Source organism: Xenorhabdus sp. PB61.4 (assembly GCF_963894935.1).
GTDB classification, from domain to species: Bacteria; Pseudomonadota; Gammaproteobacteria; order Enterobacterales; family Enterobacteriaceae; genus Xenorhabdus; species Xenorhabdus stockiae.
Genome location: NZ_CAWQJR010000180.1, coordinates 17,070 through 31,550, shown reverse-complemented (window position 1 = coordinate 31,550; position 14,481 = coordinate 17,070). Strand labels below are relative to the sequence as shown.

The window sequence follows — 14,481 nt, the reverse complement described above, 5'->3', positions numbered from 1 at the left end:
ATCTTGCTGTGACATAGCCTTTTGTTCCTTTATTTCTCTATTTTTGACGACTTAAAGTTATAAAGGAGCGGCTATGTCATTTCAACTCACCATGAAAGTCGAGCATCGCGTTATTGATCAGTTTACTAAAGATAAAATGGCAGATGTAAATTCTCATCAAAACTCAGCCTTATCATCTGAACGATAAATTCATCCTGAGGTAAGTGGCTTCATTTTATCTGTAGTATGTAGAGAAACTTGTGCTACTTTCATCTACTGATGTCAAACCGGTCTCATACACTCATACATGGAACTCAAGAGTATGAATAAAAAAATAATTTCAGGATGCTATTTTGGACTATTGTTGGTTGCATCCTTGCTGTTAGTGTTTGAAAAAAGCAGTGATATCTATCCTGCACTGATTTCTGTTGGGGTATTCAGCATTCTTTTTGGCCTGACATTTCTGCTTTCAGCGCGCTGGTTATTTTCCGTGGTGTTTACCGGAACCCTTTTTATCATCATTAAATTCCTCAACCAGATAAAAGTTCATTACTACAAAGATCAACTGATGTTTTCTGATTTGAATATTATGCTTGATCCTTCAAATCAGGAAACATTACATCATTATTGGCTGGCAGGTCTGGCTGTTGTAGCTATGCTGGTCTGGCTCATCTTCAATATGTTCCTGAGCTGGAGAAGTGCAAAGTCAGTTCCGGGTATCAAGTGGCGTGGATTAAGCGTGGTATTGGTTGCTGTCGGTATCTGGGATGTCAATATGACAGTCGGTGCTTACCATAATGAATGGCAGGCAGAGTTGCCAAAAGGGCGCGGAACGATGACTAATATGGTCATGTCAGCCCGGGATGCACAATATCAGCCTCCCAAATTTGGAGTATCAGCTGATTATTTTTTGCAGCAGGCAAAAAATGTCTCCCTGCCTGAACCACAGTCAGAGATAAAACCTGATGTGGTGGTGTTATTGCAGGAATCTACGGTCGACCCGCATATTTATCAATTACCGGCAGGTACCCGGTTACCTGATCTCTTTATGTTCGGGCATGATGCCGATGTGAGCGCGCAAGGTTTGCTGCGGGTACAAACTTTTGGGGGTGGAACGTGGTTATCAGAATTCTCTGTTCTGACGGGATTGGATACAGATGATTTTGGCTCGCGTAAAAATGGCGTGTTTTATTTTGTGGTTGATCATCTGCAAAACAGCCTGTTCCGTACGATGAAAGATAATGGCTATTACACCGTTGTACTGACTCCATTCAATAAATCGGCTTATCATGCCGGACATGCTTACCAGACACTGGGTGTTGACCGCATTATTCAGCCACAAGAGCTGGGTTATCCGGCAAGTATGGATGAGAATTTGTGGAAAATCAGCACACAGGATATGTTGTCTTATGTGAAAACTATTCTGGCTAAGGAAACGGATAAACCCATCTTTATTTATTCTCTGACCATGTATGAACACGGGCCTTATGAAGAGAGCCATAGCGATGATTATGGTCTGGCAGGCAAATTGGAGAATTCATCCACTGTCGGAAAATTCAGTCATTATATGGAAAAAATCATCGCATCAGACCCATCTATCAGAGAATTCAGTGAGTTTGTAGCTAAACGCGACAAACCGACCATTTTTCTTACATTCGGTGATCATCAGCCAAATATCCATTTTAACGATTACGCTTCTACCCTTTCTGATCCGGCACATCTGACGCAATTTACGATGAGGGATAACCTGAAACAGGGAGCGCCGATAACGACCGGTAAACTGACCGATATCTCTTTTCTCGGTGGTATGATTTTGGAAAGAGCACGGTTGAGCGTTCCCGCTTTCTACCAGGCAAATATGATCATGCGTCATTTGTGTGGGGGGGAGCTTAACGACTGTCAGGATAAGGCGCTGGTAGAAAGCTATAAGCATTATATTTACCAGCAGTTATCTGCGGCGGGTAAGGAGTAACCACTGTTCTGGAATAGACTGACTATACACTTCGCCGCCGCCAATGAAAGAGGCAACTTGAAAGACGAAGTGTATAGGTTTATCTCAGTGGCGTAATACGGTAAGCACAACGCCTATCGTCATTCAGAATATATTCAGTTCGTTCTACTTGTGCCTGAAGAATATCCCGGAACATTTTCAGCTCAGTACGACAAAAACTCTGGCATATACTGGCAGCGGCACAGATAGGGCAGTGGTTTTCGACAAATAAAATAGTGCCATCTTCCTGAATAAAATATTGCGCCATATACCCCTCCTGACAGCGGATTTTAACCAGACGCTCAATCTTTTCTTGTAGAGCGACAGCGCCTTTTAGCGCCGTTTTATATTTCTCAGAAATTTCCTGTTCGCGGGACTGGATCACTACATCCAGTGCAGATTCACCTAATTGCTCACGGATAATCGTAATCATCTGAACGGTTAAATCTGCGTGTGTATCCGGAAATTTGGCGTTCCCTTTGTCAGTTAAATGCCAAAGCTGGATAGGGCGGCCAACTCCCCTTGTCTCAGAGCGTCCTTCAACCAGCCCTTCTTTAGCCAGTTTCACAAATTGTTGACGGGCTGCTTCCCCTGTCGTGCCTAAGAGCTTACCGGCCTCTGCGGCTTGCATAGCGCCTTGTGTTTTTAACAGCATCAATAACCGTTCACTAACGGATTGTACGGAAATGGTGCTATTTTCCAAGTCAATGCTTGACATATTGTTGAACCTGACAGTAATTTATTCCAAGATTTACCTTGTTTAATTTAACGTAAGATATTTCACAACTCAACCTGAGTTCAGGATAATAAGCATGATAATGACTAAGGAAAATCGCTGGAGGGATCTGTTTTCCAGTAAAAACGCACCCAGTGCAATAGTACTTTCGATCGGTATCGGTCTGATGGCCGCCAATACCTTAATTGCGATTACTCTCCTGCCTTCTGCCGTCAAGGATATCGGTGGATTAAATCTCTATGCCTGGAATACAACGCTGTTTGTTGTGGCATCCATTATTGGTTCCATACTCTCAGCGAGATTACTGCATACATCAGGTGCGAGAAATGCCTATTTGGTTGCTGCCCTGATTTTTTTAATCGGTAGTTTATGGTGTGCTTTGGCGCTGACAATGGAATCCATGCTAGTTGGGAGAACTATTCAGGGACTTGGTGGCGGATTTTTATTCGCGCTTTCTTATTCGATGATTAATCTGGTGTTTGAGGAATCTCTCTGGCCTAAAGCGATGGCGTTGATTTCCGGTACCTGGGGAGTGGCAACTTTAATCGGGCCGGCTATTGGTGGCATTTTTGCTGAAATGAATGCATGGCGTTATGCATTTGGATTGATGTTACCCGTTATTTTGCTTTATGCCTTATTTAGCTATCGAATTCTACCTCCGAAGCAAAAACAGAACACAAGCAAAATGGCTTTGCCCATTACCCAGCTGATTCTGTTATCTATTGCGGTACTTGCTGTTTCTTCAGGGAGCCTGTCACAAGATGTGAAAATGAACATTCTCGGCATTATGACGGCGGTAGTACTGGTATTTCTGTTAGTTCTCTATGAACGTAAGGCTTCAGTGAAGTTACTGCCCGAAAATGCGCTGAGTCTGAATTCACCTCATCTCATCTTGTTCGCGACTATGATGTTTTTGGTGATTGGGTTATCGGGAGATGTTTTTGTTCCCTACTTTTTGCAAGTTCTGCACGAGCAGTCTCCTTTAGCCTCTGGTTATATGGTCGCGATGGCAGCAATTGGCTGGACTATTGGGGAAGTAATGAGTGCAAGCTGGCAGGGGGCGAAAATGCGTTTTGCGATTGTAAGCGGCCCTGCTTTTATGCTGGTGGGGATGCTGCTGCTGCTTGCGATGCTGCCTTATAAATCCATAGGTGAATGGCAAATCATATTACCAATCATTCTGGGGCTTGGGCTATTTGGTTTTGGTGTGGGCTTTGGCTGGCCTCATTTACTGACCCGTATTTTGCAGGTTTCCAGTGAGGCTGACAGAAATATTGCCGGTTCATCCATTACAACGGTTCAGTTGTTTGCTACTGCATTCGGCTCTGCACTGGCCGGAATGGTGACCAATATCTTCGGGTTTTATCAGCCGGGTGGTCTGGAAGGAGCCGCCTCTGCTTCTCACTGGCTCTTTTTACTTTTTGCTGTTGCGCCCATACTGGCACTATTTACTGCATGGAAATCAGCAAAGATTACCGCGGAGAGCCGATAGAAACAGGTTATCACCGCAGGCACAGCCTGAAATCCATTACGTATATGATTGCTACATTGGCTTTCCTCAGAAAAGCCAATGTAGGCGAAATAGCGCTATTTCCCAACTTCGTGCCATATTAAATCCGGCATTATTGGGTAAATTATTTAGATAATTACGGTATTAGACGTCAAAGGAAAGATAAATATAATATATTGCTGCGATATATTAGAAAATAAACCTAAGGATATTTGATGTTCATGATTTTCAGCCAACCAACGGATGGTTTTAGTACCAGCAAGACATCCCTCCAAAGATACAGCTACTCAATAATAAAACATATTGTTATCCTATTTACGCTGCTTTTGTGCATAAACAGTGTATCCGCAAAAGAAGTTCGACAGGAAACGAAGCTCGTTGAAGTTCCGGCTCTTAGCCAGAGTGTTACAGATATACCCAATGTCCTGACGAAGAATGAACATCAACGACTGACCCGTCAGCTGGAAAAACTGCGTTCGGAATATAAAGTACAAATGGCGGTTTTGATTGTACCAACGATAGGAAGCGATAGCGTTGAAACCTTTTCTTCCCGCGTATTTGCTGAATGGAAGTTAGGTAGTCAACAGCGTAATGATGGCATTCTGTTTTTGGTGGCATACGATGACCACAAAATGCGTATTACTATTGGTTCTGGCCTCACAAAGCCGCTGCCGGATTCAAAGGTAGCAAATATTCTGAGTAAGGATGCAAAACCGGCCTTCAAAGAGGGTGACTATTACGAAGGGATACGTACCAGTATTGATTCCATTGGTGTATTGATAAAAAACGCAGGGCAAGAGAAAACACCGCAGGGTGTATCGAACATTGCTGGCGATAACGACAATATTTTAGATAACGTATCATCAGGTGAAGACTTTTCGGCTCCGTTGATCCTCTGGCTGCTTGGTATGGTAGTTTTGCCATTGGTGGTGTTCCGTACAGGTGGCTGGTTTAAACGTTTTCTCAAATGTGCCTCAACAGTCGCTGTTATTACGTTTGTACTCAGTCTGGTAGGTGTATTTCCTTCTCTTCCTCTGGGATATTATCTGCTGATTTTCTTCCTGCCAGTTATTCTGGTGTTAATTGTGCTCTTTTTCGGTGCATCGCTGGTGGGAGGATTATTTAAACGCCTCTTTGGTGGTGCGGGTTCGGCATCTCCTGTTAGTCGTTCCGATATATTCGTCGAAAATGCAGAACTTTCTGATAATAAAGATATTTTCACTGGTGGTGGCGGTAAGAGTGATAATAAAGGCGCCTCAGATAGCTGGTGATTTATTTGGTTAGGAATACAGCATTGATGAATAACTGTAATTTATCTACTGTTGGGATATGAAATTTTTATTTTTGTGATCTTAGCCAAAATAAGTAGATAAAAGCTCTTTTTTTTTTGCTTTTTTCGGGAAGCTGTCAAGAGAATATAAAGGGTTATTTTTAGTCAGTCATATTTTATGGCTGGCTAAAATAAATTTTTTACATTTTCTTTTTTACAAAAAGGGCATGGATATGAAAAAAGTTTTTTTGTTGTCTTTGCTTACATCAGGATTGGTGGTGGGTTCTTTTGCTTATGCTGATTCACAAAACGCTTCCATTGGGTATGCACAAAGTAAAGTAAAAAATTTCAAAGATATTAAAGGGGTAAATCTCAAATATCGATATGAATGGGATGATCCTGTCAGTGTTATTGGCTCTTTGACCTATATGGCAGGCAAGGGGGGTTTATCTAATAAATCAGTAACAAAAGAGCTGACAAAACATAAAGGTGATATTAAATACACCTCATTCCTTGTTGGCCCGGCTTACCGAATACATCCTCAGGTGAGTTTGTATGGCTTAGTGGGTTTGGCTTATACCAATGCTAAGATTAATTACGAGCATGATGAAGGTCGCGGTCATGTATCCAAGAAAAAAAGCTCGTTTGCGTATGGTGCCGGTGTTGAAATTAATCCCATAGATGATTTCGTGATCAACTTGGGCTATGAAGGTACTACGTTCAAAATGGCGGATATGAACAGCCCTATTAATGGATTTAATCTTGGAGTAGGTTACAGATTTTAAGCCCGATATTTTCCCCGCCATCTGGCGGGGAACTATTAATATTGAGGTATAGTGTGCTTCAATTCAATCTTAGGGGAATCTGGTCAATATCGCCCAGAGCTGCTTAGCTGTCACGAATATGATTAATATTCCGATTTATTTCATGGCGTATCTTGTTCGCAAATATTTCTTTTTCCTGTAATGTCATTTTCTGTTCATACTTGCTAAAGAAATCATCCGGTGAATTAAACAGACCTAAATCCTGTACAATTCCGGCCTGTTGAATATACGTGCTATTATCTCCATGCCATTCAACAGGAGCATTAGCTAAATCATCAATCGCCACACCATAGCCTACAAAGTTTCCTTTATGAGTTGCGTATTTTTTCTGTAGCGAAGTAAGATAGCCTTTATCTAAAATGATACCTTCAAAGTTTAGCCATTGCCCATTAATATAAACTTCAACCCATGTATGATAAATCTCCTGCGGAGCCATTTCATATATTTCCCCCTGCATAATTCCGTATTGTAGTGATTTATCAATGGTAAAGCCGTGTAAGCGACAGGGAAGGCCTAGCGCACGAAGGAGAGCCATAAATAAAATAGATTTGGTATTACACTGACCATAACCCGCATGTAAGATTTTTGATGCTGTAAGTGAATCATCCTCATTAAATCCAAAAGTAATATCATCTTTAACAAAATTATAAATTGCTTTTATTTTTTCAGTCTGAGTCAGGTTTAACCAGCCTTTCTCGGTAATTAAATGCTGAATATTTGTGGCATAAAAATCTAATAAAGGTGTGCATGAAAGATACTGTTTCATTACCTATTTTCTCCTCGTTCAAATTACTTAAGACTAAAAAATTTATGAGGAGAAAACTTTCAAAAATCCGCTGATTTTTTTCGCGAAGCTTGGTTTTATACCCATCAACTTTCTGGCTGTGGAGGAAAGATGTGAAGCACTATCAAAACCACATTGCACGGCAGCATCTGTTACTTTTTTACCTTTGGCAATTAAAAATAGAGCATTAATAAGCTGGTGAAAAAGAATATAACTTTTTAGATTCCCCCCTGTTTTTTCAGAAAAAAGATGTGATAAACGACTTGGGGAAAGAGGTATTTTTGCTGATATATCAAGGACACTATGATAGGTTTTTTGTGAAAAAATTAGGTGTCCTAATATAGCTTTTAAACGGTTATCACCTATTGTGTGATTAAGATTGCAAGTTTGTGTCAGTATCTTTTTATGTAGATTATCCCAGTGTACGAGATAAGTTTTTTCCTGCAATGAAGTGTATTGAGCTGATATTGCCTTACACACGGATGCCAATTTATTGTAATCCAATACTATATAATTGATTTCTCCATTGATTAACTGATGTTTTAAACACAATCCTAAAGGAGATGTGTGGTTAATCAATGTCAGCCAATAAAACCTGTTATTCAATGTAACATCATGAATGACATCGCTATTAATTAAAATCGATTTAGTTTGTAAAGTTTGCCCAGAAATAGTAACCGTTATGGGTTTGTCATCTAAGGAAATCAGTAATTGCAGAAAAGTGTGTTTATGAGCATTAGTATCAATATCTGTTCCGATGAGTGTTAGATGATCTTCAGCAGCAAATGCTGTTACAACAAATGGAACAGAAGACATACTTTATTATTCCTTAGTAGAGTGTATTTATATGATGGGCATTATCCATAAATAGTAACCATAAGTTTATTACCATAAAATGCGGCACGAACTATCAGAAAGAAGCCATTCGTGCCGTGGTATTTTCAGGTTGATCCACTAATAACGCTGCTCAGATTGCCTGCTATTAATGTAAGAAAAACAAAGCACTCCTATTGCCAGAACCAGACAATAAACGATAATCGGCCAGGTAGTGGTATTGGAAAAAAGTGTAATAGTGAGCGTTCCACCGATTCCCAACAACACTCCACCCAGACAGGAGTAGAATGCCGTTACCGTTCCGGCCATATGATCAAAACCCTGTAGTGCACCATTAGGTGCGACTGTAATTGCGATAGCGACTCCAACTCCGACAAGCCACATCGGGATAATGAAACCAAATACTGAATTAGGTATGAAAGTTTCTCCGGCTGATAACAACAATGCTCCTGCTATCAGGCAAAACATACCCATTCGTAACGTATTCAGTAGTCCCCAACGGACGATCAAATTTCCCACATTTCGTGCTGCCACCATCATTGCGATAGCTACCGTGGCAAACAGCAAACTGAAAGTAGTTTGTGATAATCCCTGCCGGTTCATCATTACCCATGGAGCGGTTGAAAAGAAGACGAAGAAGCTCCCCAGACCCGCACTGTAGCAGAATGTGTACAGCCAGAAATTCATGCTTTTTACAGGAAGAAGTAGCTGCGACCATTTTAATGCGGCCGTCCTTTGTTGCCGGGTTTCTGGGCAGAATATCCCGTACACAATAACCGTAGCTGCCATCGCAATTCCCAATAAAACAAAAATTGCGCGCCAACCCAGCCAGACATCAACCAGTGTTCCGAACAAAGGCGCTATAGCCGGAACCATGGCAAGCATAGAGCCGAGCAATCCATAGATAACGTTGATTTCTTTGCAGCCAGAATAAATATCGCGCACAGCGGCGAACATCGCTACGAGACACGCTGAAGCTCCACAGGCCTGAATAATTCTGAAACCCAAAAAAATTTCTGGTGATGAAGTGATGGCAAGGCCGAATGAAGCTAACGTGTAAACAACGCCACCACTAAGTAAAACCGGGCGGCGACCGAATCTGTCTGACAGTGGGCCAAAGAGAAGCTGACCGACTCCAAACAGGATCATGTATATCGTCAACGTCAGTTGGATTGTTCCTGCTCCGGCCCCAAGTGCATCAGCAATGAAAGGCATTACGGGCAGATACATATCCATCGCCAGCGATGGCAGTATATTAAATGGAGATAACAATAATATTGTGGCGGTAAGAGAATATTGCCAGGAAAAATCTTTTGTGTGCACGAATCCATCTCCTAAAGTTAAGGATTTGGCGGCGTGCTCATAGAATTGATAGGTTCTTGAGGACGCCGCAACAATCGAAAAAACGAGGATTGTTGCGGCTTATCTATCTGTTGTGTATTCGTTGACCATTCTCATCGGGTTATCCTGTTAATTTGAGAGATAAAGAGTCTTAAATTACGATGGATACTTTATAGACGATAATTCATTTTTTCTAACTATTTTTATCTAATTGTGATGGGAGCGGCATTTATCTGTTCGTCATGATGTGGTTGTAAATTCTGCTGCAATAATTCAACGCACTCCTGTGCACCACGTTTAAGCACATTTCCTTTCAGGCTCACAACATGTATAGGTAATACTAATCCATTTTTTGTATTACGGAATTCCAGTTGTTTCAGTGATCCATCAATTAATTTTTCTTTAATGAGAGAGTAAGGAAGATTTCCCCATCCCATACCTGCTTCAACCAGACCGAGTGCCATCGAAAAATTATCCGTGCGCCAGTATTTAGTTGCGACCTGAGTACGAAGATCACTTGGTTCACGATGATGACTGGCAATAATAATCTGCCGGGTTTGGACTAGATCCTCAATATAAAGGGAAGTCTGATGAGATAAAGAGGGGTGGGATGATGAGATTGTTGCAATAAATGATTCATGACCAATGCAATAAATTTGTTCCTGTGGGTTAACATGTAATCCGCCAAAAACTAATGCCAATTGAATACGATTCTGATGTAGTAAAGGCAGGATATCGTCCTGAGGAGCGGTAATAATCTCAACATTCATTAATGGATAACGTTGATTAATTGTATGTAAAGCGAGGAATAATTTTTGTGGATTAACCCCCGTAGATACACCAATAGTGAGTGTACTCTCGACTCCTTGCGTCAATTCATGTGAAAAAACATTAAGCTGTCGTAAGTTATCGACAATCTCCCTCGCGTAAGGAGCCAACGTTTTTGCTTTCTCAGTCGGTATTGGCTCCCGGCTCTTTCGATCAAATAAGGCAAATCCCAACTCCGCTTCAAGATTAGCAATTGCCATGCTAACCGCAGAGGGAACCCGGTGTAGTGCTCTGGCTGCGGCTGAAAATGAGCCTTTATCTAATACTGTCAGGAACACGAGCAAGTTGTCACTGGTGAATGGCATATCTAACCTTTCAATAAAACTGATAATAGTTAACTTTTATTATCACGTTTATTGATTTAACTTGCCAGTTTCAAAATCACAGCACAAAAACAGGTTTCGAATAAAATATGCAGGGCATTAAACGTAAAGTGGTTTTCATTACTGCTTATGAAGTTATCGGCTGGATGATTTCATCGCTGACACTCGCTTTCTTATCCGGTAATTCGGCGGGTGTTACAGGTCCACTGGCGCTGGTCATTACAACCATTGCGGTCAGTTGGAATTTTATCTTCAATACATTGTTTGAATTCTGGGAATTGCGTCAGCAATCACGGATCCGGACATTCCAGCGTAGAGTCGTACATGCTGTTTTATTTCAGTTAACTTTGGTTATCTTCTTAATCCCGCTTATTGCATGGTGGCTTTCAATCAGCTTGCTTCAGGCGCTCATACTGGATTTCGCACTGATTATTTTCATCCCTATTTATACGTTCTTTTTTAACTGGGCTTTTGACAAAATTTTCGGATTGCCCAAATCCGCGCTTCCACAGGAAGAAAGCGTGCTTCGTTAGGATAACAAAAGCCAGTAATACTCAGATATTACTGGCTTTGTGAAATGTTGTGAGAGGTTATGAAACACTATTCAATATTTTGAATCTGCTCACGCATCTGCTCAATCAACACCTTCAACTCAATCGCAGAATTTGTCACATCGGCATTAATTGATTTTGATGCCAGCGTATTCGACTCGCGGTTAAATTCCTGCATCATGAAGTCCAGCCGACGACCGACAGCTTCTTTCTTTTTCAGAATATTACGTGTTTCTTTGATATGCGCGTCTAAACGATCCAGCTCTTCCGCCACATCAATACGTTGAGCTAACAAGATAAGCTCTTGCTCAAGACGGTTATTTTCTAATTGAATTTGGGCTTCTTCCAGCTTAGTTTGTAAACGTTCTCTTTGCCATTGCAGGATGGCCGGCATCTGTTCACGAACTTTACCCACTTCTACTGTTACGGCATCTAAGCGCTTCTCGATCAGCGCCTTAAGTGCCTGACCTTCAGTTTCACGGCTTTGGATAAAGGCATCCAGTGCCAAATCGAGTTCTGCCAGCAGTTGTGCGCTGATGGCATCCAGATCCTGTTCTTCGGCAGACATTACACCCGGCCAGCGCAGGATATCGACAGGGTTGATTTCCCCTTCGTTGCTCTGTTGTTTAATCCAGCCAGCGGCTTCAACGAGCTGTTTTGCCAGATTTTCATTAAGAATCAGTGTGCCCTGAGTGCGGGTATCCAGTTCAAAGCGCAGGTTACACTCCACTTTGCCGCGAGTCAGGCGGGAACGAATACGCTCACGGATGACGGGTTCCAGACTTCTGAATTGCTCCGGCAGACGAATGTAAGTTTCCAGGTAACGTTGATTGACAGAACGCAGTTCCCAGGCCGCGTTTCCCCAGTCTCCCTTGATATCTCGCCGCGCAAAAGCGGTCATGCTACGGATCATAACTCATTCCCAATTTATAAAATGATGAAAGATTATAACGCTCCATGCAGATGCAGGATAGGCATTCGCCACGTTAGGCCGTATAATGCGCCCCCAATAAAGTATTAACAGCGGAGAGAACACTATGAGCCAGATAGGAATGCGTCCGGCAGGAAGAGCGGTAGAGCAGGTTCGTCCTATTACAATCACCCGTAATTACACTAAACATGCGGAAGGCTCAGTTCTGGTTGAGTTCGGGGATACCAAGGTGTTATGTAATGCCTCCGTTGAAGAAGGGATCCCCCGTTTCCTGAAAGGTCAGGGGCAGGGCTGGATCACAGCAGAATATGGGATGTTGCCGCGGGCGACAAATACCCGCAATGCCCGTGAAGCAGCAAGAGGCAAGCAGACTGGCCGTACAATGGAAATCCAGCGTCTGATTGCCCGTTCATTGCGTGCGGCAGTCGATTTGAAAAAGCTGGGCGAATTTACTATCACGCTGGACTGTGATGTTATTCAGGCAGATGGCGGCACGCGTACTGCCGCGATTTCCGGCGCATGTGTGGCTCTGGTAGATGCACTGAATAAACTGGTTGCTGATGGCAAACTGAAAGAAAGCCCGCTTAAGTCAATGGTAGCAGCTGTTTCTGTTGGTATTGTTGAAGGTGAAGGCCGTTGTGATTTGGAGTATGTAGAAGACTCTGCGGCTGAAACTGATATGAACGTCGTCATGATGGATGATGGCCGGATGATTGAAGTTCAGGGCACGGCAGAAGGTGAACCATTCAGCCATGATGAACTGCTCTCATTGCTTTCCCTTGCAAAAGGGGGATTGGAAACTATTTTTGCGGCGCAGCGAGATGCGCTAGAAAAGTAAATAGATCAGGCGGCTGAAGAGTCGCCTTTTTTATGTCTGTAATTTGCTTTATAGCTGTAATAACAGCGACAAGAATGATAATAATGCACAAAAGGAGAAACCCATGAAAGCCTATCAGCGCGAATTTATTGAACTGGCACTGAAAAAACAAGTGCTGAAATTTGGCGAGTTTACGCTGAAATCCGGTCGTAAGAGCCCATATTTTTTCAATGCGGGTCTTTTTAATACCGGGCGTGATTTGGCATTGATTGGTTGTTTTTATGCTGCAGCGTTGCAGGATAGTGGTATCCCGTGTGATCTGCTGTTCGGGCCAGCCTATAAAGGGATCCCTATCGCAACGACAACCGCTGTAGCATTGGCGGAACATCATGATATTGATATGCCTTATTGCTTTAACCGCAAAGAAGCGAAAGATCATGGGGAAGGCGGAACGCTGGTCGGTAGTCCACTGCAAGGCAGAGTCGTAGTGGTAGATGATGTGATAACCGCCGGAACTGCGATTCGTGAATCGATGGAAATCATCAAACAACATGGTGCAACGTTATCTGGCGTTATTTTGTGTCTGGATCGTCAGGAGCGCGGGCGGGAAACACTTTCAGCAATTCAGGAAGTTGAACGTGATTACCATTGTCAGGTCTTCTCTATCATTACTTTAAATGATTTGATCACTTATCTGCGGGAAAATCCGGAAATGCAGTCTCATTTGGAAGCGGTGGAAGCTTACCGTTGCGAGTATGGTATCTGATTGATAAGTTCTGCCGTAATAGCAGGCTAAAAAAAATCCCTCGCCCAATGGTGGGCGGGGTGAGTAGTAGAAATAACATTCCGTATATAATATGGCTGGAATGTCATTACTGAGCGATTGGGTAGTCAACTCAGCTAGCCAAATCATGTTAACACAAATTAATGTAAAAAAACGCCTGTTCTCACATTTCTATCATGAAAAGTGGTAAGCGTGATTTATTGTAATTGCGTTAATATCAAAGGCCAGCGCACTTCAAATTCTTTCGTTGGTCGATAACGAAATTCAGAGCGAACGAAGCGAGAGAGCATTCCTTCACAAAAAGCCAGCAATTGTGATGCCAGCACGGTTTCATCATAACTGAAACCCTGACCATCCCGTATTTTCTTCTCTTTTAAGATCTGGCGAAGCTGTACTTCAATGCGTTCAAACAGCTGGTTAATGCGGCTTTGTAGCTTGTCCTGCTCAAACATCAGGGCATGGCCTGTCATGATACGGGTCAGCCCCGGGTTTTTTTCTGCAAAGCCTAAAATCAGCATCAGGATTAACCGGAGTCGGGGAATAGTCTCTTTTTCATCCTGTAGGATGAGATTGATACGTGAAATCAAAGAGTCTTCAATGAACTCGATCAGGCTGTCAAACATCCGGGTTTTGCTTGGAAAATGACGATAAAGTGCGGCTTCAGAAACACCGACGTTGGCGGCAAGTTTTGCTGTGGTAATACGCTGGCTGCCATCGCTGGATTCAAGCATATGTGCCAGTGCCTGCAAGATTTCTTCACGTCTGTTTTTCTTTTTTGTACGTTCTATTTCTGCCATGTCTGGTAATACCCCTGCTAAGACAGCAAAATATCTATACCTTTCGCCTTTCAAGCTGCGTCTTTGTTGGCTGCATTCATTCACCCCGGTCACATAGTTATCTATGCTCCCGGGGATTACTGAGAGGCTCCTGCCTCTCACCGGAGGCCAGCCTTTGGCTGGGAAAATTCGTTCCCGACGAA

The 14,481-nt window shown here is 42.6% G+C and carries 14 protein-coding genes; 7 read left to right on the top strand and 7 right to left on the bottom strand.

Annotated features, from left to right (window positions below; all coding sequences use genetic code 11):
* The first annotated feature begins 301 nt into the window (after positions 1-301).
* Complete coding sequence (locus AACX68_RS14485; protein ID WP_228859606.1) at positions 302-1,951, top strand: LTA synthase family protein; 1,650 nt, start codon at positions 302-304, stop codon at positions 1,949-1,951.
* 79 nt (positions 1,952-2,030) lie between these two features.
* On the opposite strand, the gene AACX68_RS14480 is transcribed toward AACX68_RS14485, so the two are convergent.
* Entirely contained in the window at positions 2,031-2,687 is a 657-nt protein-coding gene (locus tag AACX68_RS14480) for a helix-turn-helix transcriptional regulator (protein WP_228859605.1), read from the bottom strand.
* Between the two features lie 94 nt (positions 2,688-2,781).
* Here AACX68_RS14480 and AACX68_RS14475 point away from each other — a divergent pair, with 94 nt between their 5' ends.
* The 3 genes from AACX68_RS14475 to AACX68_RS14465 all read left to right on the top strand — a co-directional run bounded on the left by AACX68_RS14475 (position 2,782) and on the right by AACX68_RS14465 (position 6,270).
* Positions 2,782-4,197: an MFS transporter gene (locus AACX68_RS14475; RefSeq protein ID WP_228859604.1), complete on the top strand. Its 1,416-nt coding sequence runs from the start codon at positions 2,782-2,784 to the stop codon at positions 4,195-4,197.
* A 233-nt stretch (positions 4,198-4,430) separates the two neighbouring features.
* Positions 4,431-5,486 (top strand): TPM domain-containing protein, encoded by a 1,056-nt coding sequence (locus tag AACX68_RS14470; protein WP_339389348.1) that lies wholly within the window; start codon positions 4,431-4,433, stop codon positions 5,484-5,486.
* 232 nt (positions 5,487-5,718) lie between these two features.
* The gene (locus AACX68_RS14465; protein ID WP_228859602.1) at positions 5,719-6,270 is read left to right on the top strand and encodes an Ail/Lom family outer membrane beta-barrel protein; all 552 of its coding nucleotides are present in this window, start codon (positions 5,719-5,721) and stop codon (positions 6,268-6,270) included.
* A 103-nt stretch (positions 6,271-6,373) separates the two neighbouring features.
* Here AACX68_RS14465 and AACX68_RS14460 read toward each other — a convergent pair whose 3' ends face one another.
* The 4 genes from AACX68_RS14460 to AACX68_RS14445 form a co-directional block, all read right to left on the bottom strand.
* On the bottom strand, positions 6,374-7,075 hold the full coding sequence (locus AACX68_RS14460; RefSeq protein WP_228859601.1) for a transglutaminase-like domain-containing protein: 702 nt from the start codon (positions 7,073-7,075) through the stop codon (positions 6,374-6,376).
* A gap of 42 nt (positions 7,076-7,117) precedes the next feature.
* On the bottom strand, positions 7,118-7,909 hold the full coding sequence (locus tag AACX68_RS14455) for a helix-turn-helix transcriptional regulator (protein WP_228859600.1): 792 nt from the start codon (positions 7,907-7,909) through the stop codon (positions 7,118-7,120).
* Positions 7,910-8,047: 138 nt separating this feature from the next.
* Positions 8,048-9,250: a CmlA/FloR family chloramphenicol efflux MFS transporter gene (cml, locus tag AACX68_RS14450; protein ID WP_370630300.1), complete on the bottom strand. Its 1,203-nt coding sequence runs from the start codon at positions 9,248-9,250 to the stop codon at positions 8,048-8,050.
* Positions 9,251-9,471: 221 nt separating this feature from the next.
* Positions 9,472-10,401 (bottom strand): LysR family transcriptional regulator, encoded by a 930-nt coding sequence (locus AACX68_RS14445; RefSeq protein ID WP_228859599.1) that lies wholly within the window; start codon positions 10,399-10,401, stop codon positions 9,472-9,474.
* Positions 10,402-10,508: 107 nt separating this feature from the next.
* On the opposite strand from AACX68_RS14445, the gene AACX68_RS14440 reads away from it, so the two are divergent.
* Positions 10,509-10,952 carry a PACE efflux transporter gene (locus tag AACX68_RS14440; RefSeq protein WP_228859598.1) on the top strand — a complete coding sequence of 148 codons (444 nt, stop codon included), beginning with the start codon at positions 10,509-10,511 and terminating at the stop codon, positions 10,950-10,952.
* Positions 10,953-11,019: 67 nt separating this feature from the next.
* Here the strand turns inward: AACX68_RS14440 and AACX68_RS14435 are convergent, their stop codons facing one another.
* Entirely contained in the window at positions 11,020-11,883 is an 864-nt protein-coding gene (locus AACX68_RS14435; protein ID WP_228859597.1) for a YicC/YloC family endoribonuclease, read from the bottom strand.
* Positions 11,884-12,022: 139 nt separating this feature from the next.
* Between AACX68_RS14435 and rph the strand changes: the two genes are divergently transcribed.
* Together rph and pyrE are read left to right on the top strand one after the other, a co-directional pair.
* Positions 12,023-12,739, top strand: a complete 717-nt coding sequence (gene rph, locus AACX68_RS14430; protein ID WP_228859607.1) for a ribonuclease PH — start codon at positions 12,023-12,025, stop codon at positions 12,737-12,739.
* Between the two features lie 103 nt (positions 12,740-12,842).
* A complete protein-coding gene (pyrE, locus tag AACX68_RS14425) occupies positions 12,843-13,484 on the top strand; it encodes an orotate phosphoribosyltransferase (RefSeq protein WP_228859596.1) in 642 nt (213 codons plus the stop codon).
* Positions 13,485-13,699: 215 nt separating this feature from the next.
* On the opposite strand, the gene slmA is transcribed toward pyrE, so the two are convergent.
* Positions 13,700-14,299, bottom strand: coding sequence for a nucleoid occlusion factor SlmA (gene slmA, locus AACX68_RS14420; protein ID WP_099120957.1), 600 nt, complete (start codon positions 14,297-14,299; stop codon positions 13,700-13,702).
* Positions 14,300-14,481 lie beyond the last annotated feature (182 nt).

Coding starts and splice junctions, on each gene's coding strand:
- AACX68_RS14485 (WP_228859606.1), top strand. CDS start 302: ATGAATAAAAAAATAATTTCAGGATGCTATTTTGGACTATTGTTGGTT.
- AACX68_RS14475 (WP_228859604.1), top strand. CDS start 2,782: ATGATAATGACTAAGGAAAATCGCTGGAGGGATCTGTTTTCCAGTAAA.
- AACX68_RS14440 (WP_228859598.1), top strand. CDS start 10,509: ATGCAGGGCATTAAACGTAAAGTGGTTTTCATTACTGCTTATGAAGTT.
- slmA (WP_099120957.1), bottom strand. CDS start 14,299: ATGGCAGAAATAGAACGTACAAAAAAGAAAAACAGACGTGAAGAAATC.
- pyrE (WP_228859596.1), top strand. CDS start 12,843: ATGAAAGCCTATCAGCGCGAATTTATTGAACTGGCACTGAAAAAACAA.
- AACX68_RS14470 (WP_339389348.1), top strand. CDS start 4,431: ATGTTCATGATTTTCAGCCAACCAACGGATGGTTTTAGTACCAGCAAG.
- AACX68_RS14460 (WP_228859601.1), bottom strand. CDS start 7,075: ATGAAACAGTATCTTTCATGCACACCTTTATTAGATTTTTATGCCACA.
- AACX68_RS14480 (WP_228859605.1), bottom strand. CDS start 2,687: ATGTCAAGCATTGACTTGGAAAATAGCACCATTTCCGTACAATCCGTT.
- AACX68_RS14465 (WP_228859602.1), top strand. CDS start 5,719: ATGAAAAAAGTTTTTTTGTTGTCTTTGCTTACATCAGGATTGGTGGTG.
- AACX68_RS14435 (WP_228859597.1), bottom strand. CDS start 11,883: ATGATCCGTAGCATGACCGCTTTTGCGCGGCGAGATATCAAGGGAGAC.
- AACX68_RS14445 (WP_228859599.1), bottom strand. CDS start 10,401: ATGCCATTCACCAGTGACAACTTGCTCGTGTTCCTGACAGTATTAGAT.
- AACX68_RS14455 (WP_228859600.1), bottom strand. CDS start 7,909: ATGTCTTCTGTTCCATTTGTTGTAACAGCATTTGCTGCTGAAGATCAT.
- rph (WP_228859607.1), top strand. CDS start 12,023: ATGCGTCCGGCAGGAAGAGCGGTAGAGCAGGTTCGTCCTATTACAATC.